Below are 24,201 nucleotides of genomic sequence, written 5' to 3'. Positions count from 1 at the left end.
AGGTTCGCGAGAGTCGTTATGGATTGGTTAGAGACACTGGTAGTCGTTGTGCACGTCGTGATTGCGGTGGCGCTGGTGGGTCTGGTGCTGATCCAGCAGGGCAAGGGTGCTGACGCAGGCGCTGCCTTTGGTGGTGGTGCCTCTCAGACAGTATTCGGCAGTCAGGGTAGCGGCAGTTTTCTGACCCGCTTCACGACCCTGCTCGCCATCGTATTTTTTGTAACAAGTTTCTCGCTGGCAATCTTTGCCAAGCAGCGCGCCGAGCTGGCCGGAGAAGCAGGCATTCCTGTCGTTGAGGAATCCGCTGCCCCCGCACCGACTGACAGTGCTGCTGAAAATGGTAAAGCTTCCTCCAGCGAAGCCGGGGGCGGGGAGTCTGGTCTCCCTGAACTCGAGTAAGAATGTTGCCCGGGTGGTGAAACTGGTAGACACGCTATCTTGAGGGGGTAGTGGCGAAAGCTGTGCCGGTTCGAGTCCGGCCCCGGGCACCATATTGAAGAAAAACGGCTTGGACTCTCCAGGCCGTTTTTTTTGGTCAGTCCTTGACCACTCCGCCCGGCGTCTCTATACTCCGGCGGATATTGGGACCTGCCGCGTGGTGCTGGCGGGTTTCTGGCAGGCCAGGTGTCTGTCAGCAGGAAGCGGTACATCGGTTTGCTTCCTGCGAGTTCTTGCAACAAAAGGCCCCATTGTTCGGGGCTTTTTGATTAAGGGGCCTGGCGCAAAGGGCCCTGGTGCATAAAAAGGGCTGATAAAACAGCCCTTTTTTTGTTTTTGGGGCCGGTAAATCTGATAACGGAGAAGGCGTAACTTGTCAGCCAAGATTAAACAACTGGAAGACATTCTCCGGCCTGTAATTGAGGGGCTGGGGTATGAGTTCTGGGGCATTGAATTCCGCTCACAGGGCCATCATTCCCTGCTGCGAGTATTTATTGACGATGCCGAGAACGGCATCGGTATCGAGGACTGCGAAAAAGTCAGTCGCCAGATCAGCGGTGTGATGGATGTGGAAGATCCCATCCAGACCGAGTACACACTGGAGGTTTCATCCCCGGGGATGGATCGCCCGCTGTTTCGTCTGGAACAATACGAAGCCTTTGCCGGCCACCAGGTGCAGATTCGTCTCCGGATGGCATTTGAAGGGCGCCGGAAGTTCCAGGGGCTGATTAAAGGCGTCGAAGGTGATGATGTGGTGGTGGTCGTTGATGACCACGAATATCTTTTGCCTTTCGACAGTATCGAAAAGGCCCACATCGTACCGGTATTCGAATGAACGATATTAAAAAGTCAGTGGACGCACAGTTTATGTTGAAGGCAGGGCAATCCAATGAGTAAAGAGATCTTGCTGGTGGTTGAATCCGTCTCGAACGAGAAAGGTGTCGAGAAGGATGTGATTTTTGAAGCGATCGAGCTGGCACTGGCCACCGCTGCCAAAAAACGCTTTGATGACGAAGAGGCGGATATCCGGGTTTCGATCGACCGGAAAACCGGAGAATATGAGACCTTCCGCCGTTGGCTGGTTGTGGACAACGATGCGGTTCCTGCGCTTGGTACGGAACTGACTCTGCAGGAAGCCGAGGAAATCGACACGGCGCTGAAGCCGGGCGATATTCACGAAGAGAAAATTGAGTCCGAGGCATTCGGTCGGATCGGGGCCCAGGCTGCCAAGCAGATCATCTTCCAGAAGGTCCGGGAAGCTGAGCGCATGAAAATTGTCGACAGCTATCGTGACCGTGTTGGTGAGCTGGTGTCTGGTACGGTCAAAAAAGTGACTCGTGACAATGTTATTGTTGATCTTGGCAGTAACGCCGAGGCGCTTTTGCCCCGGGAACACCTGATTCCCCGGGAAACCTTCCGAATGGGCGACCGGGTGCGGTCCCTGCTTCTGGAGATCCGTACCGATCATCGCGGCCCCCAGCTGATCCTGAGCCGCACCGCATCGCAGATGCTGATCGAGCTATTCCGCATCGAGGTTCCGGAAATCGCGGAAGAACTGATTGAGATCCGCGGTGCTGCAAGAGACCCCGGCTCCCGGGCGAAGATTGCAGTCAAAACCAACGATCGCCGTATCGACCCGGTTGGTGCCTGTGTGGGTATGCGCGGTTCCCGCGTTCAGGCTGTTTCCAACGAACTGGGTGGTGAGCGTGTTGATATCGTGCTTTGGGACGATAACCCTGCCCAGCTGGTGATCAATGCCATGGCCCCGGCGGAGGTTGCCTCCATCGTAATGGACGAAGACCGGCACACCATGGAAGTGGCTGTGGCGGAAGACAATCTGGCCCAGGCTATTGGCCGGAACGGCCAGAATGTCCGTCTGGCTACGGAACTGACCGGCTGGACCCTGAACGTGATGACCGAAGAAGAAGCCGGTGAACGTCAGGAGCAGGAGTATAATCGGCTTGTAGAGCATTTCACTGGCAACCTGGACATTGATGAAGAGTTCGCCGGTGTGCTGATTGAGGAAGGGTTTACCTCGATCGAAGAGGTGGCCTACGTGCCGATGGAAGAGATGCTGGCGATCGAAGGTTTCGACGAAGAGACCGTCACTGAACTGCGCCGCCGTGCCAAGGATGTCCTGTTGAACCAGGCCCTGGCAAGCGAGGAGGCACTTGAGGGTGCCGAGCCGGCAGAAGATCTTCTCGGTATGGACGGTATGGACCGTAGCCTGGCCTTCAAGCTGGCGGGCATGGGTGTGCGCACCATGGAAGATCTGGCAGAGCAGTCGGTTGACGATCTGCTCGATATCGATGGTATGGATGAAGAGCGTGCCGGTCAGCTTATCATGACCGCACGTGCCCCCTGGTTTGAAGACCAGGCTTAATTCGGGAGGAGGACCAGTATGGCTGAAGTAACGGTAAAACAACTGGCCGAGGATGTAGGCGCTCCCGTGGATCGTTTGCTGAAGCAGATTGTGGAGGCCGGCCTGAAGGCGCGCTCCGAGAGTGACTCTGTCTCCAGCGATGAGAAGCAGCAGTTGCTGGCCTATTTGAGAAAGACCCACGGTGAGGCCGATGCCGAGCCACGCAAGATTACCCTGAAGCGCAAGACCACCACGACGCTCAAGGCGGGCAAGGCAAAAACCGTCAATGTTGAGGTTCGCAAGCGCCGCACGTACATCAAGCGGGCCGAAGTGCAGCCTGAAGCTGAAGCGTCGAAACCGGAAGAGCTGGTAGCGGAGCAAGCGCAAGAGCAGCCGCCGGTGGAAGAAGCGCCGAAGGTGGCAGCCGAGCAGGCTGAGGCTGAAAAGTCGTCTTCGGCTGAGGCAGCGACGTCGGAAGAGGCAGCACAGCAGGAACAGGCTGAGCCGAAGAAAGCGGCAGAGCCAGCACCGGTTCCAGCTCCGGAAGATATCCCGATGCCACCGCCTGAAGGCGAGGGCAAGGATCGCAAACCGAAGAAGAAGAAAGAAAAAGTTCGCGAGCGCGGCGACGAGATCGAAGAAGGCAAGCCGAAGAAGAAGCAGGCTGGCCATCGCGGTCCTCGCGCTCGTCCGGTGGAAGAGCCGCTGGTTATCTCCGAAGACGAGGAAGAGACCACGCTGCGTAAGCCGCTGCGTGCGAAAAAGAAACCCAAAGAGAAGCGTCATGGCTTCGAGAGGCCGACCAAACCAATGGTCAGAGAAGTAGAGATTCCGGAAACGATTAGTGTTGGTGACCTTGCCCAGCGTATGGCGGTCAAGTCGGCTGACGTAATCAAGACCCTGATGGGAATGGGCGTTATGGCCACCATCAACCAGGCACTGGACCAGGAAACTGCCGTTCTGGTGACTGAAGAGCTGGGTCACAAGGCCAAGACAGTCAGCGACGATGCGTTCGAAGAAGAGGTTCTGAGTGAATTCTCCTTCGAAGGCGGTGAAAAGACCAAGCGCGCTCCGGTTGTGAGTGTGATGGGCCACGTTGACCACGGCAAAACCTCACTGCTGGACTACATCCGCCGTACCAAGGTGGCCTCCGGCGAATCCGGTGGTATTACCCAGCACATTGGTGCCTACCACGTGGAAACCGACCACGGCATGGTGTCCTTCCTGGATACACCGGGCCACGCTGCATTTACTGCGATGCGTGCCCGTGGTGCCCAGTGTACCGATATCGTGGTTCTGGTGGTTGCCGCCGATGACGGTGTTATGCCCCAGACCAGGGAAGCGGTCCAGCACGCCCGCTCAGCCGGTGTGCCCATCGTGGTTGCGATGAACAAGATGGACAAGGAAGAAGCCGACCCCGACCGCATCAAGACTGAGCTGGCCGGTATGGAAGTGATTCCGGAAGACTGGGGCGGTGACGTCCAGTTTGTGCCGGTCTCTGCTCATAGCGGTGAGGGCATCGACGATTTACTTGAAGCCTTGCTGCTGCAGGCCGAAGTCCTGGAACTGGAGGCGGTAACAGACGCCCCGGCCAAGGGTGTGGTGGTCGAGTCCAGTCTTGAGCGTGGCCGTGGTTCCGTTGCGACCGTACTGGTTCAGAACGGTACCTTGCGTCAGGGCGACATGGTTGTGGCCGGTTCCTACTTCGGTAAGGTCCGGGCCATGACCGATGAAGCGGGCAAACAGGTGAAGGAAGCAGGTCCGTCTATTCCGGTCGAAATCCTCGGCCTGAACGGTACGCCGGACGCCGGTGACGAGTTCTTCGCGGTTGCCGACGAGAAGAAGGCCAAGGAACTGGCCGAGTTCCGCCAGACCCGCGAGCGGGAGCAGCGTCTCCAGCGCCAGCAGGCTGCGAAGCTTGAGAACCTGTTCGAGAATATGGGCAAGGATGAGGTCAAAACCCTCAACGTTGTCCTCAAGACCGACGTTCGCGGTTCTCTGGAAGCCATAACCAAGGCGCTGCAGGATCTTGGCAACGAGGAAGTTCAGGTGAAGATCGTGTCGTCCGGTGTAGGCGGTATTGCCGAGACCGACGTCAGCCTGGCGATGGCGACCAATGCGGTTATCTTCGGCTTCAACGTTCGTGCCGACACAGCGTCCAAGCGCCTGGTTGAGCAGGAAGGTCTGGATCTGCGCTACTACAGCATCATCTACAACCTGATTGATGATGTGAAAGCAGCACTGACCGGCATGCTGGCACCGGAATTCCGCGAAGACATCGTTGGCATTGCGGATGTTCGTGATGTTTTCCGTTCGCCGAAGTTTGGTCAGGTGGCCGGCTGTATGGTGATCGAAGGTACGGTTTACCGTAACAAGCCTATCCGTGTTCTGCGCGACAACGTGGTTATCTTTGAAGGCGAGCTGGAATCCCTGCGCCGCTTCAAGGATGACGTACCTGAAGTCCGTAATGGCATGGAATGTGGTATCGGCGTTAAGGGTTACGACGTGAAAGTTGGTGACCAGATCGAAGTATTCGATCGCGTCCGGGTCGAGCGCAAGCTTGAGTCCACGGGGGCCTGATGCCTAGAGAGTTCAGTCGGATTGATCGCATTGGCGATCAGATGCAACGGGAGTTGGCCCAGCTCATCCAGCGGGAAGTCAAAGACCCGCGGGTGGGGATGGTTTCGGTGAATGCAGTCAAGGTTAGTCGTGACCTTGGCTATGCCGATATCTATGTGTCTCTGCTTTCCACCGAGGAGCTGACGGAGGAGTCTCCGGAAGTCAAAGAGTCTATCGCTGTTCTTAACAAGGCGTCGGGCTTTCTTCGTGGGCAGGTGGGGCGTGCCATGAAGCTACGGGTTATTCCGCAGCTCCGGTTCCATTTTGACGCCTTGCAGGGTTATAGCCGCAAGATGGATAGCCTCATTCGCGAAGCGGTTGGCGACAAGCCCGCCGTGGACCGTGATGAGGGTGAAGGTCAGGACGATCCGGAGCGCAACGCTTGAGTCGCAGACGCAAGGGCCGTGACGTCAATGGCATTCTGGTGATCGACAAGCCGCTCGGTGTCACCTCCAATGGCATCCTGCAACAGGTCAAGCGTCTGTTCGGTGCGGCCAAGGCTGGTCACACCGGCGCGCTGGATCCGTTGGCCACTGGTGTGTTACCGCTGTGTTTCGGCGAGGCCACCAAGTTCTCCCAGATGATGTTGGACAGCGACAAAGCCTACATTGCCACCGCGCGGCTCGGGATCAGTACCGAAACCGGTGACAGTGAAGGCGCCATCGTTACCGAGAAGCCGGTACCGGCCGGTCTTTGCTCAGACGTGCTGGAGCCGATTCTGGACAGGTTCCGGGGCGATATCCAGCAGGTCCCCTCCATGTACTCGGCGCTCAAGCACAAGGGGCGCCCGCTCTACGAATACGCCCGGGAAGGCATCGAAGTGGAGCGACCGGCCCGGCCAGTCACCATCTACGAACTGACACTTCTGGACATTCGTGAGAATGAGCTGGATATCGCAGTCAGTTGCACCAAGGGTACGTACATTCGCTCACTGGTTGAGGATATTGGCGAAGCCCTCGGTTGTGGTGCCCATGTGACGGCCCTGCGCCGTACCATGGCTTCGGGGTTCACCCTGGCCAATGCCCATGTGGTTAAAGACCTGGAAGACATGCGAGAGCGTGGCGAAAGCCTTGACGGCCTGCTGGTCGCCCCGGATGCCGCGCTGTCCATGTTCCCGGAGCACCATCTGGCGGGGCCGGCGCTGGTATCGATATTGAACGGACAACCGGTTAGAATACCGGGTAGAGCCCATGAAGGCTTCGTGCGTATCTATGCAAAAGAGAGTCGCAACGAAGGTTTTGTCGGGCTGGCAGAAGCATTCCCGGAAGGTGAGGAGACCAATCTGGTCCCCCGCCGACTGGTGAAGAGCAGCGGGAAGCCATAGGCGCACCGCTGTTTAGCCGGGCTGTAGAGATGCGCGGTTCGGCCGGATCTGAAAGCATCGCAACAATGAGGTGAGTTATGGCACTTTCTGCCAATGAGAAAGCACAGATCGTTAATGATTTTCAGCAAGGTGATGGCGATACCGGTTCTCCTGAAGTTCAGGTTGCACTGCTCAGCGCCAACATCAACAAACTGCAGGATCACTTCAAGGTCAACAAGCAGGATCACCATTCCCGCCGTGGCCTGATCCGGATGGTTAACCAGCGTCGTAAGCTGCTGGACTACCTCAAGCGCAAGAACGCTGACCGTTACCTGGAGCTCATCCAGCGTCTGGGTCTGCGTCGCTGATCCGGGTCTTTACGACCTGAGGACTGCCCCGGTAACTCCGGTGGCAGTCGTCAACCAGCAGGTTCTTTGCGGGGCCTGCTGGTTGTGCTTGTCTCTAACTGCAGTTGTACTGTCTGTGGCACCGAAGGATTCCTTGTCGTAATGGAAAGCTGAAATTGATAGCAGGTTGTTGAAAAACCCGGGCCCGGCGGCCTATGGAATTGCCGCCCGACTGACCGGGGTTTTGCAACAGCCTGTTAGCTTTCAGACGGGTTGCCTTTCGGATCACAGAACAACATCTGCAGATAGTCGATCTTGCGCGCAGGGGCGTGCAGGATGAATCAATCTGGAAAAGATAGACCAGGAGTTTTTTGTGGATCTGAAACCTGTAAAGAAAACATTTGAGCTTGGCGGCAAGACCGTCACTCTGGAAACCGGCCGTATTGCCCGCCAGGCCACCGGTTCCGTGCTGGTAACCGTCGATGACATCTCCGTTCTCGGTACTGTTGTCGGCGCCAAGGAAGCAAAGCCGGGCCAGCCGTTCTTCCCGCTGACCGTGAACTACTTCGAGAAGACTTACGCCGTTGGTAAAATCCCCGGCGGTTTCTTCAAGCGTGAAGGTCGTCCTTCCGAGAAAGAAACCCTGACTTCACGTCTGATCGACCGTCCGATTCGTCCGCTGTTCCCGAACGGCTTCATGAACGAAGTTCAGGTTATCCTTACCGTGATGTCCTCCAGCAAGAACCAGGATCCGGACATTGCCGCGATGCTGGCCGCCTCTGCTGCGCTGTCTATTTCAGGCATCCCGTTTGACGGCCCCATTGGTGCCTCCCGTGTTGGTTACACCAACGAGCGTGGCTACTTCCTGAACCCGACGTTCGAAGAACTGCAAACCTCCCTGCTGGACATGGTCGTTGCCGGTACCGAAGACGCGGTTCTGATGGTTGAGTCCGAAGCCAAGGGCCTGACTGAAGACCAGATGCTGGGTGGTGTTCTGTACGCCCATCAGGAAATGCAGGTAGCCGTGGCCGCGATCAAGGAATTTGCCGCTGAAACCGGCAAGCCGCGCTGGGACTGGCAGCCTGCGGCAGAGAACACCGACCTTCTGAACGCCGTCAAGGCCGAGGCCTCTGAGGCGATCGAGGAAGCCTACGGTATTCGCGACAAGATGGAACGTTATTCACGTCTGGGCGAAATCAAGACCGCACTGGTGGAAAAACTGGCCGGTGAAGAGGAAGGTCAGCCTTCCGCCGATGAAGTCAAAAAGTATTTCGGCAAGGTGGAGAAAGCCATCGTTCGCCATCAGGTTATCGAGGGCAAACCCCGTATTGATGGCCGTGACAACAAGACCGTCCGTCCGATCGCAATCGAAGTGGGTGTTCTGCCCAGCGTTCACGGTTCCGCCCTGTTCACCCGTGGCGAGACCCAGGCCATCGTGACCACTACGCTGGGTACCTCCCGCGACGTGCAGATCATTGATGCCCTGGAAGGCGAGCGCAAGGACCCGTTCCTGTTCCACTACAACTTCCCTCCGTATTCGGTTGGTGAAGCTGGCCGAGTGGGTACGCCGGGCCGCCGTGAGGTTGGCCATGGTCGTCTGGCCAAGCGTGGTGTTCTGGCGGTTATGCCGACTCTGGAAGAGTTCCCGTATGCAATCCGTGCGGTTTCCGAGATTACTGAATCCAACGGTTCCAGCTCCATGGCATCTGTCTGTGGTTCCAGCCTGGCGCTGATGGATGCGGGTGTGCCGATCAAGGCACCGGTTGCCGGTATAGCCATGGGTCTGGTCAAGGAAGGCGACAAGTTTGCGATTCTGACCGACATCCTGGGTGACGAAGATCACCTGGGCGACATGGACTTCAAGGTTGCCGGTACCCAGGAGGGCGTAACCGCCCTGCAGATGGATATCAAGATCAACGGCATCACCGACGAGATCATGGAACTTGCCCTTGAGCAGGCCCACGCAGCGCGCCTGCACATTCTGGGCGAGATGAACAAGGTTATCTCTGCACCCCGTGCCGAGCTGTCTTCCCGTGCGCCGAGCATCACCACCATCAAGATCAATCCGGAGAAGATCCGTGACGTTATCGGTAAGGGCGGCTCCATGATTCGCTCGATCTGTGACGAGACCGGTGCATCCATTGATCTGGATGACGATGGTAACGTGAAGATCTACGCCGATAACCAGGAAGCGGCCCAGGCGGCAGTGAACCGGGTTAAGGAAATCACCGCGGAGATCGAAGTGGGTGCCATCTACAAGGGTCGCGTTGAGCGCATCGTGGACTTCGGTGCCTTCGTTAACATCCTGCCTGGCAAGGATGGTCTGGTGCACATTTCCCAGATCTCTGATCGCCGCATCGAGAATGTGACTGACGAGCTGAGCGAAGGTCAGGAAGTTCTGGTGAAGGTTCTGGATGTCGACAACCGTGGTCGCGTCAAGCTGTCCATGAAGGAAATCAAGGAAGGCGACCAGCCGACCGATTTCTCTGCCTGATCGTTTTCGGGCTTAATAAAAACCCGCCTATCCTTTGGATTGGCGGGTTTTTTTGTTTGGCTTGGGTGCAAGCGGCTGTTGGGCTTCCCTTTTCAAAAGACGCTACGAGCACATCCATGTGCGCTTGTTTCGGGCCGTCCATGGCCCTCAACACTTTTGAAAAGGGAAGCCCAACAGCCACCCATAGCTATCTCGAAGTCTCCAGAAAACGAATCACCTCCCTCCGATACCCCGGAATAACAAACGTCGCCCCATGAGGCGTATCCGTTTGCAAAAACTCCTTGGGCTCCTGTGCTGCCTCAAACAGCGCCTCGCCATGATGAAACGGGATAATTCCATCCCGAACGCTATGAATGACCATCACGGGAACCGGGCTGATTTCGGGAATATGATCCACGCCTTCGTAATCCTCAGGAATGGTCCAGCTCAGCGCAATCTGGAATGGCCAGGTTAACCAGAAAGAATCAAGTTTTTCCCGGGCGATTCTACGGAATCCGGAAAAGGTGCTGTCCAGAATGACGCCATCCAAACGAGGTTGCTCTTTCCGTTGGGTCCACTCACTCGCCAATGCAATGCCAAGGCCGCCCCCAAGGCTTTGCCCGAGAATGTAGAGTGGCTGATCGTTCACATCTGGCTTGGCCACCAGCCAGCGCAGGCCGGTTTCCACGTCGTGCAGGGCACCTTCGATATCCGGATCGCCGGTGGATTTGCCGTAGCCCCGGTAGTCGATGGTGAAGACGTTATAGCCTTTCTCAGGCAGCCAGGCGACGTTGAGGATGTGGCTGCTGATGTTCTGGGCGTTGCCATGGAGAAAGTAGACGGTGCCCCTGGCGTCATTCTCGGGCGCTTCTGCGGGCAGCCACCAGCCGTGGAGGGTTTCTCCGTCGGCGGTGTCGATATAGATGTCTTCGTAGCTGAGGTTCAGGCGGTCCGGGGTGATGTAGGTGACCCGGTCCGGATAGAAGAACAGGCCGCTGCAACCCGAAAGCTGCAGGAGGATGAGCGCAAGACCGGCCAGGCGGGCTGCGCCCGCTTTCAGAAGTAGGTGTGGAGTCCGGCTTGCCATGTGCTCTGGTACCTGTCGAAGTGGTCCTTACGGGTGAACTCGGCAAACAGGCTGAATTCACGGCCAATGTGCCAGTTGGCTTTGGCGTACAGCTGGTCCTGCCGGTGCTGGCTGCTGACGATCCAGGCTTTGGTTTTTGCGCCCGCAAGCAGGCTGAAACGGTTGTTCTGATGCAGCAGGCCGATGTCGGCGCCTGGGGCGGCGTCGTAACCGCGACGCAGGTCGTCGTCGATTTCCAGGTCGGCAGTGGCGATGGCAAACGCCTGGGTCTGGTCGCCGAGGCGCCAGCTTCCACCTGCGCCGCCCTCAAGGTACGGTGTCATAACCCGGTCGTTACCTGTCTCAGTTCGGCGGCCACCAAAACCTACCTGCCAGGACAGTGGCGAGAAAAACGCGTTCCGGGGGCTCAGTGAGCGGATTTCAACGCCGGTGAGCTGCTCCAGTTGGAGCTCGTTGTTGTCGGTATAGAAGCGTGCGTCCAGTCTCAGGAACTGCAGTTGCGCGCCGGAACGATAGCCGGCGGGCGGATCCAGGACATCATGGTACGCGGGCCTCAGCGTCAGTTGGGTGAACTCCCGGTGCGCCTGTTGGCCGGCACCCAGGCTAATGCGAAAGGTATCATGCCCCTGGTCGTCTCTTACGATGGGCTCAGGGGGAGTCGGTGGAGGCGGCACCTCGTCGATACCGCTTCGTTCTCTTAAAAGGTCGTGGGACAGAGGCGCAGCGATGTCCCGGGGCCAGCCGTCAGCTTCACTCTTGTAACGGACATAATCGTAGGTGGCGTCCAGAACGTGGGCCCGCTGTTCCGCTGGAAGGCTGCTGACTTCCTCTGCATCGGCGGCAAGGTAGCCGTTGGCAATAGCTGCAGCGAGGGTCTGGTGGTCGTCGGGCAGCGTCGAAAGGCTGTATGCTACGGAAGTGGCTGCGGAAGGCCGGTAATACACCTCGTTGACCAGACCCTTGTCCACGACCCAGCGAACGGTGTCTGAGGGAATTGCGTGAGTGCTTACTTCCCCCAGAAGGTCGGTGCCGGGGCGGGCGATGTCTATTAGCGCCAGCAGACGGTAGGCACAGTTCTCATCAAAGAAATAGTAATCGAAATTTCGGTCCCGGATTTCCCAGGCATGGGCGATCATCATGTCCACTTCGTCCTGGGTGAGGTTCAATCGGTATTCCCACAGGTCGCGATGTTCGATGTCCGAGTACAGCCGGATTTTTTCATAGTAGGGCTGAATCGTGGTAATTCCGGGATAGCCGCCGAAGATGCCCTTGTAGGCAAAGGAAATCTCACTGTCATGGGCGGCGGCATCGGCAGCGTAGGAAATGGTGTTGGCCAGCAGCAGGTTGGTCTCTTCGTCCTCCTGTGGCGGATCCAGCCGCAGGAAAGTATGACCGAACATGGAGGACGGACTGTTCAGGTAGGAGGCGGCGAACACCAAGGTGACGGTTTCGGTATTCAGGGTTTCGGACCATTGCTGGTAACCGGGGCAATCAATGTCCGGCAGCGATAGGTCAAGCTTTTGCTGAAGCCAGGCTGTCCGCGCCGGGAACTGACAGCGGGCATGGTTATCGCCTTCCCCGGGCTGCCGGATGGCGTCGAGGGTTGCTGCCAGTTCGGCCCGGGGCGAGTGCTTGCCGTTATCGCTGAGGAAAAACGCCGGGTCGTCTGCCTGGCTGGTGTAACCGTCCCCGAATGCGTCGGATTGGTAGTGAACCAGAGTGAGCCAGGCCGGATCGCGATGGAGGTTGGGCTGGCCGGCGGGCATTTCCGCCTTGGTTGGCAGGCTGACTGCGAGCCAGATCAAAGCTGGCCCAATGCGAAGCATGTTGCCCATGGGTTTTGCTGTATCCGGGGTTGAACAGGGTAGAAGGTGGAGCAGTGCGCCGTCCCTGGCGCACGAACGTCCTTTCAAGTAATCAGGATCAAGCCGCTACGTACTTGCTGAGCGACTCGTTCTTTTCCAGCAAGGCGACGATGGCATCGACAGCTTCGCCGGAGGTGGTTTCAGAGTTTGGGAAAATGGTTGCGAAGTTGTCCTGCAACACCTTACGGAAGGTGTCACGATCAGCTTGGTCTACACCCAGCAGGACTGCCAGGGTATCCAGGTTTTCGCCAGCGCCGCGGGACATGTCCCGGGCCACCTTGTCGATATTGCTGTCCATGTACATTGCCATGGACTGAACAGCCTCGTTGGTCTGGCAGCCGAGTGTGCCCGTGGTCATACCAAAGGTCTGGTTACCAAACGTCCCGTTGGTGGTTGCAGCCAATACGTGGGGGGCAATACCGGACTGTCCTTTCCAGATCATGGCACCCACACCACAGCCCGGTTGCGCAAAGGCCATGGAGGAGGCGCCCAGAAGAATTGCACCTGCGATCAGTTTTTTCATTATCCACTCCTTTATGTGGTTTTAAGCTCTCGTCGCAATACACAATGCTGCCCCTGACGGAGGGCAGCATTGTGAAAACGGCCCTGACTGGTCTTGTGGAGACAGGATGACCGTTGGCTTGAGTATAGTTCAATTCCTGCCAACGCAAGTTTACAGATTGGTGAGTATTTGATTTGGCCCAAAAAAAACCGGAGCGTGACGTCACGCTCCGGTTTTTGGCTTTCACGTCAGGGCTCCTTCACCCACCCAGATAGGCGTTCTGAACATCCGGGTTGGCCAGCAGATTCTTGCCGGTATCGTGCAAACGAATCCTGCCGGTTTCGAGCACGTAACCACGGTCGGCCAGGTTGAGTGCCTGGTGAGCATTTTGCTCAACCAGGAAAACCGTAATGCCTTCTTCGCGCAGGTGGCCGATGATCTCGAAGATTTGTTTGATCACCAGCGGAGCCAGGCCAAGCGACGGCTCATCCAGGATGATCATGTTCGGCCTGCTCATCAGCGCCCGGCCGATGGCGAGCATCTGCTGCTCACCGCCAGACATGGTGCCGGCGCGCTGGTGCTCACGCTCCTTGAGCCGGGGGAAGAGCTCGTAGACATGGTCCTGGCTTTTGCGGATTTCGGCCTTGGTGTTGAAGAACCCGCCCATATGGAGGTTTTCCTCGACAGTCAGGCCCGAGAAGACTCGCCGGCCTTCTGGGACAATGGCAATGCCGGAGCGCATGATCTGCGCCGTCGGCTTGCGAGTGATATCCCGGTCGTTCAGGATAACCCGCCCCGAGCTGGCCTGGGGGTGGCCGCACACCGTCATCAGTAGCGTTGTCTTGCCAGCGCCGTTGGCGCCGATAAGAGAAACAATCTCCCCCTTTTTGACCTCGACAGAAACCCCGTGCAGTGCCTCGATTTTGCCGTAGTGGGTATGGACATCTTCTAGTACTAGCATGGTTTTCCCTCAGGCCTCGCCCAGATAGGCTTTGATCACGTCGTCGTTCTGGCGGATTTCATCCGGCGTACCACAAGCCAGGGGTCTACCCTGGTTGATGACATTGATACGGTCGGAAATATCCATAACCAGGCTCATGTCGTGCTCAATCAGCACTACGGAAACGTTGTAGTCCTCTTTCAGGCTGACAATCAGCCGGTTGAGTTCTTTGGTTTCCGCCGGGTTGAGGCCTGCCGCCGGCTCGTCGAGCATCAGCAACTTGGGCTCGGTCACCATGCATCGGGCGATTTCCAGGCGCCGCTGCTGGCCATAGGCCAGATTTCCGGCTTCCCGGTTTGCCAGGTCCAACAGGCCCACGCGCTCCAGCCAGTAAGCGGCCCGATCCAGGGATTTCTGTTCCCTTTTCCGGTAATCCGGGGTCTTCAGCAGGCCGGCAATCAGGTTAGTGTTCAGGTGCCGGTGCTGTGCCACCAGCAGGTTTTCAACCACCGTCATCTGGCTGAACAGGCGGACGTGTTGGAAGGTGCGAACCATACCCAGCCGTGAAATCTTGTGGTCGGGTTTTCCCTGGACCTCTCCCCCCTCAAACAGGATCTTGCCGCCGGTCGGCTTGTAGAAGCCGCTCATGCAGTTGAATACCGTGGTCTTTCCAGCCCCGTTCGGGCCGATGATGGATACAATTTCGTGTTCCTGAACGTCCAGAGACACCTGGTCTACCGCCAGCAGGCCGCCAAAGCGCATGGACAGATTCTGTACTTCAAGCATCGTCCGTCACTCCTGCTTTTTCAGTTCAATATGGATTCGGCGCATGGGCATGAGGCCCTGCGGACGCCAGACCATCATCAGTACCATGGCGGCACCGAAGATCAGCATGCGGTATTCGGAAAATTCACGGGCCAGTTCGGGCAGGATGGTGACGGCAATCGCCGCCAGAATCACACCGAGCTGGGAGCCCATGCCCCCGAGTACAACGATTGCCAGGATGATGGCCGATTCCAGGAAGACGAACGATTCCGGGCTGATAAAGCCCTGTTTGGACGCAAACACGGTACCGGCAAATCCGGCGAAGAAGGCGCCAATGGTGAAAGCGGTCAGCTTGACTGCGGTGCGATTGAGGCCGAGGGACCGGGCCGCGATTTCATCCTCCCGCAGGGCTTCCCAGGCGCGGCCCACCGGCATGCGCATGAACCGTCGAATAACCAGTGCAGTGAAAACGGCTAGCACCAGGGAAATCAGGTATAGGAAGATGACCTTGTCTTCACCGCTATAGGCGATACCGAAGGTTTCGTGGAAAGAGGTGTTGCCCTCTTCCTTGACGCGCCGGCCGAACTCCATGCCAAAGAGGGTCGGTTCGGGAATGCCGCCGATACCGTTGGGGCCACCGGTCAGGCTGGTCCAGTTGTTGAGAAGAATGCGGATAATCTCGCCGAAACCGAGAGTGACGATCGCCAGATAATCCCCTCGGAGCCGCAATACCGGGAAACCCAGTACCAGCCCGAACAGGGCGGCGAGAAGCGCCCCGAGCGGCAACGACATCCAGAAGGAAATGCCGAAATACTCGGAAAGCAGGGCAAAGGTGTACGCACCTACGGCATAAAATGCGACGTAGCCCAGGTCCAGCAGACCTGCCAGGCCGACCACTACGTTCAGGCCGAGGGCCAGCATGATGTAAATGAGCACCAGAGTCGCCAGATCCACAGAGCCGCGGGATACAAAGAAGGGCCAGAACAGGGCTAACACAACAATTGCGGTGAGTACCCAGGATTCAATTCTTGCCCGCTTGTTTTCAGCCATAGGCTCCTTATTGGCCTGTGGCAGTGGTGTTGGAATGCTTTTCAGTGTCGCCATGATGTTTTCACGGAACAGCTGGAAAAGGAAAACGACCACTGCAGCCAGGAAAACCATCACGATGGTCGAGGTCTCGGCCCCGTTAAGGATGATATTGATGCCCTCTGCTTCCAGGTTAAAGCCGAGAATCGGGTAGGAAATAATCAGGGTGATAACGGCGCAGAAAAGCGCGTGTTTCAGGTTTTGAGCAGCCATCAGATCTTTTCAACCTCCGGTTTGCCAAGCAGGCCGGTGGGTTTGAACAGCAGAATGAGGATCAGCAGGCCAAAAGAGACCACGTCCTTGTATTCACCGCTGAGGTAGCCGGAGGTCATGCTTTCGGATACGCCCAGGATTAGCCCCCCCAGCATGGCGCCGGGAATGCTGCCGATACCGCCAAGGACAGCGGCGGTGAACGCCTTGAGCCCAGCGATAAATCCAAACAGAGGATCAATAGAACCGTAGTACATGCCCAGGAGAAGACCCGCAACTGCAGCCAGGGCTGCACCGATTACGAAGGTCGCAGAGATGATCCGGTTGGTGTCGATGCCAAGCAGGTTGGCCATGCCCAGATCCTGGGAAACTGCCCGGCATGCGCGACCGGTACGAGACCGCGAGATAAACAGGGACAGTGCGGTCATACAGATCAGAGTGGTGACGAAGATCGTGATCTGCATGTAGGAAAGCGACATCGCGAATGCGCCCTCCGAGCCGAACTGGAAGCTGCCCTCAATCAGGGCGGGAAATCCGATGTTGCGGGAACCCTGGGCGAGGTGGACATAGTTCTGGAGGAAGATCGACATGCCAATGGCGGAGATGAGCGGAATCAGGCGGTGACGCCCGCGAACCGGCCGATAGGCGACCCGCTCTACCGCCCAGCCCATCGCGCTTGAGACAATCATGGCGCAAACGAGTGCAACAATAAGGATCACCGGAAGCCAGGCGATACCAAGGGTGGCAAGTCCAGTAATGGCGATCAGAGCCGTATAGGCACCGATCATATAGATTTCACCATGGGCAAAGTTGATCATGCCGATGATGCCGTAAACCATCGTGTAGCCGATGGCGATCAGGGCGTAGGCGCTCCCGATCGTCAGCCCATTGATGAGCTGCTGGGAAAAATACAGGAGGTCTTGCATTGTTTTTGAACTCCGAAAGCCTGCTCCCTCCGCTACCACACCACTGGCCAGGGATGTCCGAGCCGCGGGCGGGGGAGGTTCAACAGGAGCCTAGAAAAACACCTTCCCCCGGATCTCGGTGAGAAGGTGCTCTCAGTGTTACCGTTTTTTAACGATTTGGCTTAGTTTACCGGAGTTTTACTGCCATCTGAATGCCATTCGTAGACAACAAACTCGAATGACTCCATATCGCCGGCTTTATCGTACTCAACCGTACCGATTGGGGTCTCGAAAGAGCCGCTTCGCAGGGCTTCAGCCACTTCGAACGGATCCGTGGATTCCGCCTTCTCGATGCCATCGGCAATCAGCTGTACGGCGGTGTAGGAGGTCAGCACAAACGGACCGGAGGGGTCCTCACCCTTGGCTTCGAAGGCCTTGACCAGTTCCTGGTTCGCAGCTTTCTGGTCAAAGGCCGGTGGCAGGGTGACCAGCAGGCCTTCGGCAGCTTCGCCGGCAATGGTGTTGATGTCCTTGTTGCCAACGCCTTCCGGGCCCATGAAGATGGTATCCAGTCCAGCCTGGTCAGCCTGGCGCAGAATCAGACCCAGCTCAGGGTGGTAGCCGCCGTAATAGACGTAATCCACATCGGCCTGCTTCAGCTTGGTCACCAGGGAAGAAAAGTCTTTACTGCCAGCGGTGATACCTTCAAACATGGCGATTTCCACGCCCTTGTCTTTGAGGGTGTCACGTACGGCGGTGGCAATGCCTTCACCATACTGCTGTTTGTCGTGGATGACGGCGACGCGCTCGGGGTTCAGGCTGGCGAGGTAGTTGCCGGCGACGGGGCCCTGCATGCTGTCCAGACCGATGGTACGGAACACCAACTCATAACCACGCTCGGTAATTTCCGGGCTGGTGGAGGCTGGTGTGACCATCAGAATGCCTTCGTCCTCGTAGATGTCCGAGGCGGGCTGGGTGGAGCTGGAGCACAGGTGGCCGACGACAAATCGAACGCCATCGTTGACCAGGCTGTTGGCCACGCTGACTGCCTGCTTCGGGTCGCAGACGTCATCATATTCAACGGCGACCAGTTCCTCGCCCATCACGCCACCATTGGCGTTGATCTGTTCGATCGCCATGCGGGCACCGGAAAACTGCATGTCACCGTATTGGGCGACGGGGCCAGTCATGGGTCCGGCGATACCGATCTGGATTTCAGCGGCGGCGTGGCCTGCGCCCATCAGGGCTACGGAAGTGCTTACAGCTGTTACGAGTTTTTTTACTGAAGTTCTCATTGAGTCCGTCCTGTTTTGTTCAGGGTTATTCTTGTGTTCTCAGCGAGTTAAACAAACACCACACATCGCTGGTTGTCAAGTCTCCGCGCCGTCGTCCTGATCCGGGTATACCAGTGTGCGGAAGCTTTCGTGATCGCGCAACTGTTGGAAACTGACGTCCACGGAGGCATCGTCCCGGTATGCCTCGGAAATAACAATCGCTTTTTGCAGGGTGCTGACAGCGTCCTCCCAGCGCCCGATTTCGGCGTAGGCGCATGCCAGCTGATAGTGCGCGTGGCCATTATCCGGTGCAAGTTTCAGGGCCCGTTGACACAGGCTGATGGCCCACAGGGGCTCCTGCATTTCCAGAACGGCATCGGCTTTGTAGCTGAGGGCTTCCACGTCGTCCGGGCGAAGATCCAGAATGGTATCGTAGGCGGAAATCTTGTTCTGCTGTGAGGTTTCCTGGCTGGCTTTCAGCCACAGGGAGTGCACTTCATTGGTGCGTTCAATCTCCGCCTGATTCTGCTGGATGATGTCGGATTTCTGCCGGAGCTGATCCTCAATAAATTCCAGGCGATTCTCGTACTCCACCACCAGTTCGTTCACCCTTTTTTCAGCCAGGGTGGTGAGCTGGTTGCGCATGTCCCTGATCGAGTTCCACCCGATAACCACCAGAATTGAAGTCGCACCAGCGATCAGGTAAAAGAAGTAGGTCACGGTGTCGGTCGCGTAAGACATGGTCTTGTCGGCAACGGACAGCTCCTTGTCTACCACCTTTTCGATCAGTTCCGCGCGGGTGTTCATCATCTCCTTGCGCAAAGCCTTGGTTTCCTCCAGCAGATAGAGCTCCACGAACGGGGTGTACATAGGCTCTTCAAGAGTTTTGATGCTCTCCTCAAGGTCTTCTTCGGTGAGCTCTTCCTCCGGGCCCAGATTATCCTGGCCGTAGAGGGTGCCGGTGAATGCCATCATCAAAAGGAAAGGCAGCAAATACTTGATCATCGGGCTCCGTCCGTCTCTCGGAAATGAATCGGGATGGTGACCTTAGCATAGTGGCTGGCGGAAAAAATGCAGGCAAGCCGCCTCAGCTTGCATTTTGCAGTGCAAAGACCTCTAATAGTTAGTGGTATAAATAAATTCTCAATTCCGAATCGGAGTTATGCTGTGAGCAGTTATGAAGATGTACTGGTGGCACTGAGGCGTGTGATCCGGGCGACGGATCTTCATTCCAAGCGCCTCAGCAAGCATGCCGGGCTTACGGGCCCGCAGCTACTGATCATGAGATCGATTCGGGACCTCGGGGAAGTCACCATCGGAACCATTGCCGACAAGGTGAGCCTCAGCCAGGCGACGGTGACAACGATTCTGGATCGCCTGGAGCACCGCAAGCTGGTTTACCGGGTGCGCAGTACCCAGGACAAGCGCAAGGTGCACGCCCACCTGACGGACGAAGGTGCCGGGCTCCTTGCCCGGGCACCGAATCCTCTGCAGGAGGATTTCATCCAGAAATTCCAGAACCTGGCGGAGTGGGAACAGACGATGATTCTCGCCTCACTCCAGCGGGTGGCCAATATGATGGATGCCGACGATATTGACGCTTCGCCGGTTCTGACGGTTGGCTCGGTGTTGAAGGACGATGGCTGGAAGGAAAAGGCCTGAGAAAGGGGTCAGATGCAAGCCTTCATCTGACCCGCCCTATTCGGGCATTCTGGCGGTGATCTCAATGGATTGGTACCAGGCCGCCAGGTCTGCTATTTGCTGATCGGTCAGGTTCTTGGCCACTACAGACATCATTTCATGCTGCCGCTTGCCACTGCGAAAGGCTTTCAACTGATTCTGGATGTAGATCTGGCTCTCGCCGGCAAGGTTAGGCGCGATCGGGATTTTGGCTATCCCGTCCAGACCGTGACAGATCTTGCATTGGGAAGCCAGTTTACGACCCTCGGCGGGGTCTGCGGCAAAGGCCGAGGCAGTCAGTGTCAGCGCAGATGTGAGGAGTATCGCAGCGGCTACGCTGGTCTTGCTCTTTCTCAGCATGCAGGGTCTCCGGTTCGCCGGGGAGAGTGTCACTCCCCGGCACTGAAAGGGATGTTGATTCAGGTTCAGGAGCCGGAACCGGTGTAGGCGATCCGGTAAACAGCACCTGCCAGGTCGTCGGAGACCAGTAGTGAGCCATCTTTCAGCTGGGCGACGTCTACTGGCCGTCCCAGATACTCGCCGTTTTCATCCAGCCAGCCTTCCGCGAATGGCACGGTTTCCCCGGCAATGTTGCCTTCCGCATCCACGGGCGTGAACATCACCCGTGCACCGATCGGCGTGGTCCGGTTCCAGGAACCGTGTTGCGCGGAGAAAATCCCGCCCTGGTATTTTTTCGGGAACATTCTGCCTGTATAGAAAGCCATCCCCAGATCTGCTGCGTGAGCCACCGTCTCGGAAACCGGGAAGACTACCTCTTCGGGAACTTCCTCGCCCTTATATTCATTGGTACGGACATCTCCGCCGCCATACCACGGATGGCCGAAGTGCTGGCCCATTGCTGTTTGCCGATTGATTTCACCCGGGGGGATGTCATCCCCCATGCCGTCCACCTGGTTGTCGGTGAACCAGAGCTCTCCCGTAGTCGGGTGGAAATCATGGCCGACTGAATTGCGGATTCCGCGGGTATAAACTTCGCGCTCGGTGCCATCCTGGTTCATCCGGATCATGCCACCGATACCCCATTCGCTGAATGTGTCCAGATGCTCGCGGGGCGCCACATTATAGGGCTGCCCCAGCGAGATATAGAGCTTGCCGTCCGGACCGATATCGCAGACCCGTGCGGTGTGGTTGTAGCTCACAAACTGCTCGGGAATCAGCTCGCCCTGGGGCACAACTTCCGATGCGACCACATCGCCGCCCTCGTAGAAAAATTCAGCCGCAGGGTAGGCCAGTACCCGGTTCTGCTCAGCAATGTAGAGCACGCCGTCGGGCGAGAAGCAGGGGCCATTGGGCACGGCTTTGGCCAGGGAAGGTGCGAAGTTCTTGACCTCGTCGGCCACCCGGTCCTTGTCGCGGTCAGTAACCGCCCAGACTTCGGTTTTACGGGTACCGACAAAAGTGACCACCCCCTGGGGACCGACCGCCATATGGCGGGCATCCGGGACCAGGGCGTAAAGGCTGATTTCAAAGCCATCGGGAAGCTGGATTTTTTCCAGCGTTTTCCGGATGGCGTCAGCGCTGTCGCTTTTCTGGTCGATGACGGTGAACTCGGCTTTTCCGGTGGTCTGGAAATTGCCCAGTTTTTTCAGGGTGTCGTCGGATTGGCTATGAGCGTAAGGAACGATAGCGAGGCCAGCGGCCACGCAGAGAATTGAGGCTTTCTTTTTCATTGTTTTACCACTCTCTTTATCAACGAGTAGGATGCCGGTAGCCTTGGGGCTACCGATCGTTTACTTTTTGATCAAAGTCAAATCGAGTAAAGACAACGGTCCGGAAAGCGTCAATGTAATTGCTCACTGGTTAGACCAGTTATTTCAATGGACGCTGGATCCTCTCCGGGGTTTGTTGGCGAAGCACACCTGAAATACATCATTGTAGTGTCGGGCAAAATTCACCGTCAGGCCTTCTTTAAGATAATCCGGTAGCTCCTCGTAATCCCCGCGGTTTGCCTCGGGCAGGATCAGGTTATTAATTTTTTGCCGGCGCGCGGCGATCACTTTCTCGCGGATACCGCCCACTGGTAGCACCTGCCCGGTCAGCGTCAGCTCCCCGGTCATGGCGAGATTCTGCTGCGGGGCCTCTTTGCGGGCGATGGACAGTAGCGCGGTGGCCATGGTGACGCCAGCGCTGGGGCCATCCTTTGGCGTTGCACCTTCCGGCACGTGCAGGTGCACGAAGGATTTGTCGAAGAAGGTCGGGTCGCCCCTGAAGCGTTTGAGGTTTGAGGATACGTAGCTGTAGGCGATTTCTGCGGACTCCTTCATCACGTCTCCGAGCTGGCCGGTCAGTTTGAAGCCGCGTTGGGTGCTGTGAATCCGGGATGCTTCAATGCTCAGGGTGGCACCGCCCATGGCGGTCCAGGCCAGCCCGGTGACAACGCCGGTGCCCTTGAGGGATTTCTCCTTCCGGAACGACGGCTGGCCGAGGTACGTTTGCAGGTCCGCGACACCGACCTTCACAGGCTGCTCCGGATTTTCCAGCAATTTCACAATGCCTTTGCGCAGGATCTTGTGCAGCAGCTTTTCGAGATTTCGCACGCCGGCTTCACGGGCGTAGCCTTCGATCACCTGTTTGATGGCGGCGTCAGTGATATTGAGCTGCTTTTTGAGCAGACCGGCCCGCTTGAGCAATCTTGGCAGTAAATGATGCTTGGCGATGGCCAGTTTTTCTTCTCCAATGTAACCGGACAGGCGAATGACATCCATGCGGTCCAGCAAGGGCCGAGGGATGGTGTCCAGCTGGTTGGCGGTGCAGATGAACAACACCTTGGACAGGTCCATGCGGACATCCAGGTAGTGGTCGAGAAACTCGCGGTTCTGTTCCGGATCCAGGGTTTCCAGCAGCGCCGAGGCCGGGTCGCCCTGGTAGGAAGCACCGATCTTGTCGATTTCATCGAGCATGATCACCGGGTTCGCCACTTTCGAATCCTTCAGCGCCTGGACAAACTTGCCCGGCATGGCGCCGATGTAGGTGCGGCGGTGCCCCTTGATCTCGGCCTCATCACGCATGCCACCGACGCTGAAGCGATAGAACTTCCGGCCGAGGGCGTCCGCCACCGAATGACCGATGGAAGTCTTGCCCACACCCGGCGGGCCCACCAGCAACAAGATGGAGCCGCTGACTTCGCCCTTGAACGTGCCTTCCGCCAGAAACTCGATGATGCGGTCTTTCACGTCGTCCAGGCCATCGTGGTCCCGGTCCAGAATCCGGCGCGCTTCGTTCAGATCGAAATGATCCTCGGAATGCACACCCCAGGGCACCTGGGTCAGCCAGTCGAGGTAATTGCGGGTAACGCCGTATTCCGGCGAGCCCTGTTCCAGCACCTGCAGTTTCTGGACTTCATCGTTGAAGCGCTCGCGAACGGCCTCGGGCGGATTCAGTTCCGCCATCCGTTCCTTGAACCGCTCCACATCTGCGGTCTTGTCGTCCTTGGCCATGCCCAGCTCGCGCTGGATGACCTTCAGTTGTTCTTTCAGGAAGAACTCCCGCTGGTGCCTCTGAACCTTGGCATTGACCTCTTCGCTGATTTCCGACTGCAGGCGGGCCACCTCCTGTTCCTTGCGCATCAGCAGTAACACCCGTTCCATGCGGTGAAGCAAGGGGACGGTGTCCAGTACGTCCTGCAGCTCGCGGCCCGGAGCGCTGGTCATGGAGGCCCCGAAATCGGCCAGAGGCGAGCTATCATCAGGCCCGAACCGGGACAGATACTGCTTTACATCCTCACCATATAACGGGTTGGTGCGCAGCAATTCCTTGATCGAGCTGATAATGGCCAGGGTGTAGGCTTTGAGTTCATCGGCCTCTTCTTCCGGTTCGGAAGGGTATTCCACCTCCACCAGGTACGGCGGCTTGCGGCGCAACCACTGAACAATCCGGAACCGCTGCAGACCCTGGGCGATGAACTGTAACTTGCCCCCTTCGCTCTGGGCCTGGTGCACGCGAACGGCGCAGCCCATGGTTTCCAGCTGTTCACTGGCGGGTATGCCGTCTTCCCCGTCCTGCTCCTCCACAAAACAGATACCCAACACCTTGTGGTCGGTCTCGCCGACCCGCTTCAGGGTTTCCTGCCACGGGTTCTGGTTCACCACAACAGGCTGCACCTGGGCAGGGAAGAACGGGCGATTTGAAACCGGCAGCACATACATTCGCCGGGGCATCATTTGCTGAGGCAGGGCAAGGCTCTTGCTGTGTTCATCCTTGCCGATGTACTCAGTCACGTCCTCTTCGAATTCCTCGAGTGAATCTTTGCGCGAGTCGTCATTCATGCCGTGAAGTATCCATCCGGAAAGGTTGTGAGTCGCCGGGGTACATTATTAAAGCCTCT

General features: G+C 57.4%; 21 protein-coding genes and 1 tRNA gene. 10 read left to right on the top strand and 12 right to left on the bottom strand.

The features are described from left to right. Positions 1 to 18 precede the first annotated feature (18 nt). The 9 genes from secG to pnp all read left to right on the top strand — a co-directional run bounded on the left by secG (position 19) and on the right by pnp (position 9,563). Positions 19 to 399, top strand: a complete 381-nt coding sequence (secG, locus tag CLH62_RS07920; RefSeq protein ID WP_099617544.1) for a preprotein translocase subunit SecG — start codon at positions 19 to 21, stop codon at positions 397 to 399. Between the two features lie 7 nt (positions 400 to 406). Next, positions 407 to 491 (top strand) — tRNA-Leu (locus CLH62_RS07915). Positions 492 to 811: 320 nt separating this feature from the next. Next, positions 812 to 1,273 (top strand): ribosome maturation factor RimP, encoded by a 462-nt coding sequence (rimP, locus tag CLH62_RS07910; RefSeq protein WP_099617543.1) that lies wholly within the window; start codon positions 812 to 814, stop codon positions 1,271 to 1,273. A gap of 54 nt (positions 1,274 to 1,327) precedes the next feature. Next, positions 1,328 to 2,821 (top strand): transcription termination factor NusA, encoded by a 1,494-nt coding sequence (gene nusA, locus CLH62_RS07905; RefSeq protein ID WP_099617542.1) that lies wholly within the window; start codon positions 1,328 to 1,330, stop codon positions 2,819 to 2,821. An 18-nt stretch (positions 2,822 to 2,839) separates the two neighbouring features. Beyond that, entirely contained in the window at positions 2,840 to 5,380 is a 2,541-nt protein-coding gene (infB, locus tag CLH62_RS07900) for a translation initiation factor IF-2 (RefSeq protein WP_099617541.1), read from the top strand. Next, a complete protein-coding gene (gene rbfA, locus CLH62_RS07895; RefSeq protein ID WP_099617540.1) occupies positions 5,380 to 5,805 on the top strand; it encodes a 30S ribosome-binding factor RbfA in 426 nt (141 codons plus the stop codon). The genes infB and rbfA overlap by 1 nt, the downstream gene beginning before the upstream one ends. After that, complete coding sequence (gene truB / locus CLH62_RS07890) at positions 5,802 to 6,743, top strand: tRNA pseudouridine(55) synthase TruB (RefSeq protein ID WP_099617539.1); 942 nt, start codon at positions 5,802 to 5,804, stop codon at positions 6,741 to 6,743. Before rbfA ends, truB begins: the two co-directional genes overlap by 4 nt. Before the next feature lie 77 nt (positions 6,744 to 6,820). Then, entirely contained in the window at positions 6,821 to 7,090 is a 270-nt protein-coding gene (gene rpsO, locus CLH62_RS07885; RefSeq protein ID WP_099617538.1) for a 30S ribosomal protein S15, read from the top strand. Positions 7,091 to 7,448: 358 nt separating this feature from the next. Continuing rightward, positions 7,449 to 9,563, top strand: a complete 2,115-nt coding sequence (gene pnp, locus CLH62_RS07880; protein ID WP_228152806.1) for a polyribonucleotide nucleotidyltransferase — start codon at positions 7,449 to 7,451, stop codon at positions 9,561 to 9,563. 187 nt (positions 9,564 to 9,750) lie between these two features. Here pnp and CLH62_RS07875 read toward each other — a convergent pair whose 3' ends face one another. The 9 genes from CLH62_RS07875 to CLH62_RS07835 all read right to left on the bottom strand — a co-directional run bounded on the left by CLH62_RS07875 (position 9,751) and on the right by CLH62_RS07835 (position 19,181). Then, positions 9,751 to 10,629, bottom strand: coding sequence for an alpha/beta hydrolase (locus tag CLH62_RS07875; RefSeq protein WP_099617536.1), 879 nt, complete (start codon positions 10,627 to 10,629; stop codon positions 9,751 to 9,753). Then, a complete protein-coding gene (locus tag CLH62_RS07870) occupies positions 10,599 to 12,464 on the bottom strand; it encodes an Lnb N-terminal periplasmic domain-containing protein (RefSeq protein ID WP_099617535.1) in 1,866 nt (621 codons plus the stop codon). The genes CLH62_RS07875 and CLH62_RS07870 overlap by 31 nt, the downstream gene beginning before the upstream one ends. Positions 12,465 to 12,552: 88 nt before the next feature. Continuing rightward, entirely contained in the window at positions 12,553 to 13,017 is a 465-nt protein-coding gene (locus CLH62_RS07865; protein WP_099617534.1) for a DUF3015 domain-containing protein, read from the bottom strand. A gap of 238 nt (positions 13,018 to 13,255) precedes the next feature. Then, on the bottom strand, positions 13,256 to 13,957 hold the full coding sequence (locus tag CLH62_RS07860; RefSeq protein WP_099617533.1) for an ABC transporter ATP-binding protein: 702 nt from the start codon (positions 13,955 to 13,957) through the stop codon (positions 13,256 to 13,258). Positions 13,958 to 13,966: 9 nt separating this feature from the next. After that, the gene (gene livG / locus CLH62_RS07855) at positions 13,967 to 14,722 is read right to left on the bottom strand and encodes a high-affinity branched-chain amino acid ABC transporter ATP-binding protein LivG (RefSeq protein WP_099617532.1); all 756 of its coding nucleotides are present in this window, start codon (positions 14,720 to 14,722) and stop codon (positions 13,967 to 13,969) included. 6 nt (positions 14,723 to 14,728) lie between these two features. Next, positions 14,729 to 16,000: a high-affinity branched-chain amino acid ABC transporter permease LivM gene (locus CLH62_RS07850; protein ID WP_099617531.1), complete on the bottom strand. Its 1,272-nt coding sequence runs from the start codon at positions 15,998 to 16,000 to the stop codon at positions 14,729 to 14,731. After that, positions 16,000 to 16,923: a high-affinity branched-chain amino acid ABC transporter permease LivH gene (livH, locus tag CLH62_RS07845; protein ID WP_099617530.1), complete on the bottom strand. Its 924-nt coding sequence runs from the start codon at positions 16,921 to 16,923 to the stop codon at positions 16,000 to 16,002. The genes CLH62_RS07850 and livH overlap by 1 nt, the downstream gene beginning before the upstream one ends. A 161-nt stretch (positions 16,924 to 17,084) precedes the next feature. Continuing rightward, complete coding sequence (locus CLH62_RS07840; RefSeq protein WP_099617529.1) at positions 17,085 to 18,197, bottom strand: branched-chain amino acid ABC transporter substrate-binding protein; 1,113 nt, start codon at positions 18,195 to 18,197, stop codon at positions 17,085 to 17,087. A gap of 75 nt (positions 18,198 to 18,272) precedes the next feature. Continuing rightward, a complete protein-coding gene (locus CLH62_RS07835; RefSeq protein ID WP_099617528.1) occupies positions 18,273 to 19,181 on the bottom strand; it encodes a tetratricopeptide repeat protein in 909 nt (302 codons plus the stop codon). A gap of 162 nt (positions 19,182 to 19,343) precedes the next feature. On the opposite strand from CLH62_RS07835, the gene CLH62_RS07830 reads away from it, so the two are divergent. Beyond that, positions 19,344 to 19,838, top strand: coding sequence for a MarR family winged helix-turn-helix transcriptional regulator (locus CLH62_RS07830; RefSeq protein WP_099617527.1), 495 nt, complete (start codon positions 19,344 to 19,346; stop codon positions 19,836 to 19,838). A gap of 36 nt (positions 19,839 to 19,874) precedes the next feature. On the opposite strand, the gene CLH62_RS07825 is transcribed toward CLH62_RS07830, so the two are convergent. From CLH62_RS07825 to lon, 3 genes are all read right to left on the bottom strand, one after another. Continuing rightward, on the bottom strand, positions 19,875 to 20,216 hold the full coding sequence (locus CLH62_RS07825) for a c-type cytochrome (protein ID WP_099617526.1): 342 nt from the start codon (positions 20,214 to 20,216) through the stop codon (positions 19,875 to 19,877). Positions 20,217 to 20,281: 65 nt separating this feature from the next. Continuing rightward, on the bottom strand, positions 20,282 to 21,547 hold the full coding sequence (locus CLH62_RS07820; protein WP_099617525.1) for a PQQ-dependent sugar dehydrogenase: 1,266 nt from the start codon (positions 21,545 to 21,547) through the stop codon (positions 20,282 to 20,284). Positions 21,548 to 21,691: 144 nt separating this feature from the next. Further along, positions 21,692 to 24,142: an endopeptidase La gene (gene lon / locus CLH62_RS07815; protein ID WP_099617524.1), complete on the bottom strand. Its 2,451-nt coding sequence runs from the start codon at positions 24,140 to 24,142 to the stop codon at positions 21,692 to 21,694. Between the last annotated feature and the right edge of the window lie 59 nt (positions 24,143 to 24,201).

Source organism: Marinobacter guineae (assembly GCF_002744735.1).
GTDB lineage: Bacteria > Pseudomonadota > Gammaproteobacteria > Pseudomonadales > Oleiphilaceae > Marinobacter > Marinobacter guineae.
This window is presented reverse-complemented; position numbering and strand designations above follow the sequence as displayed.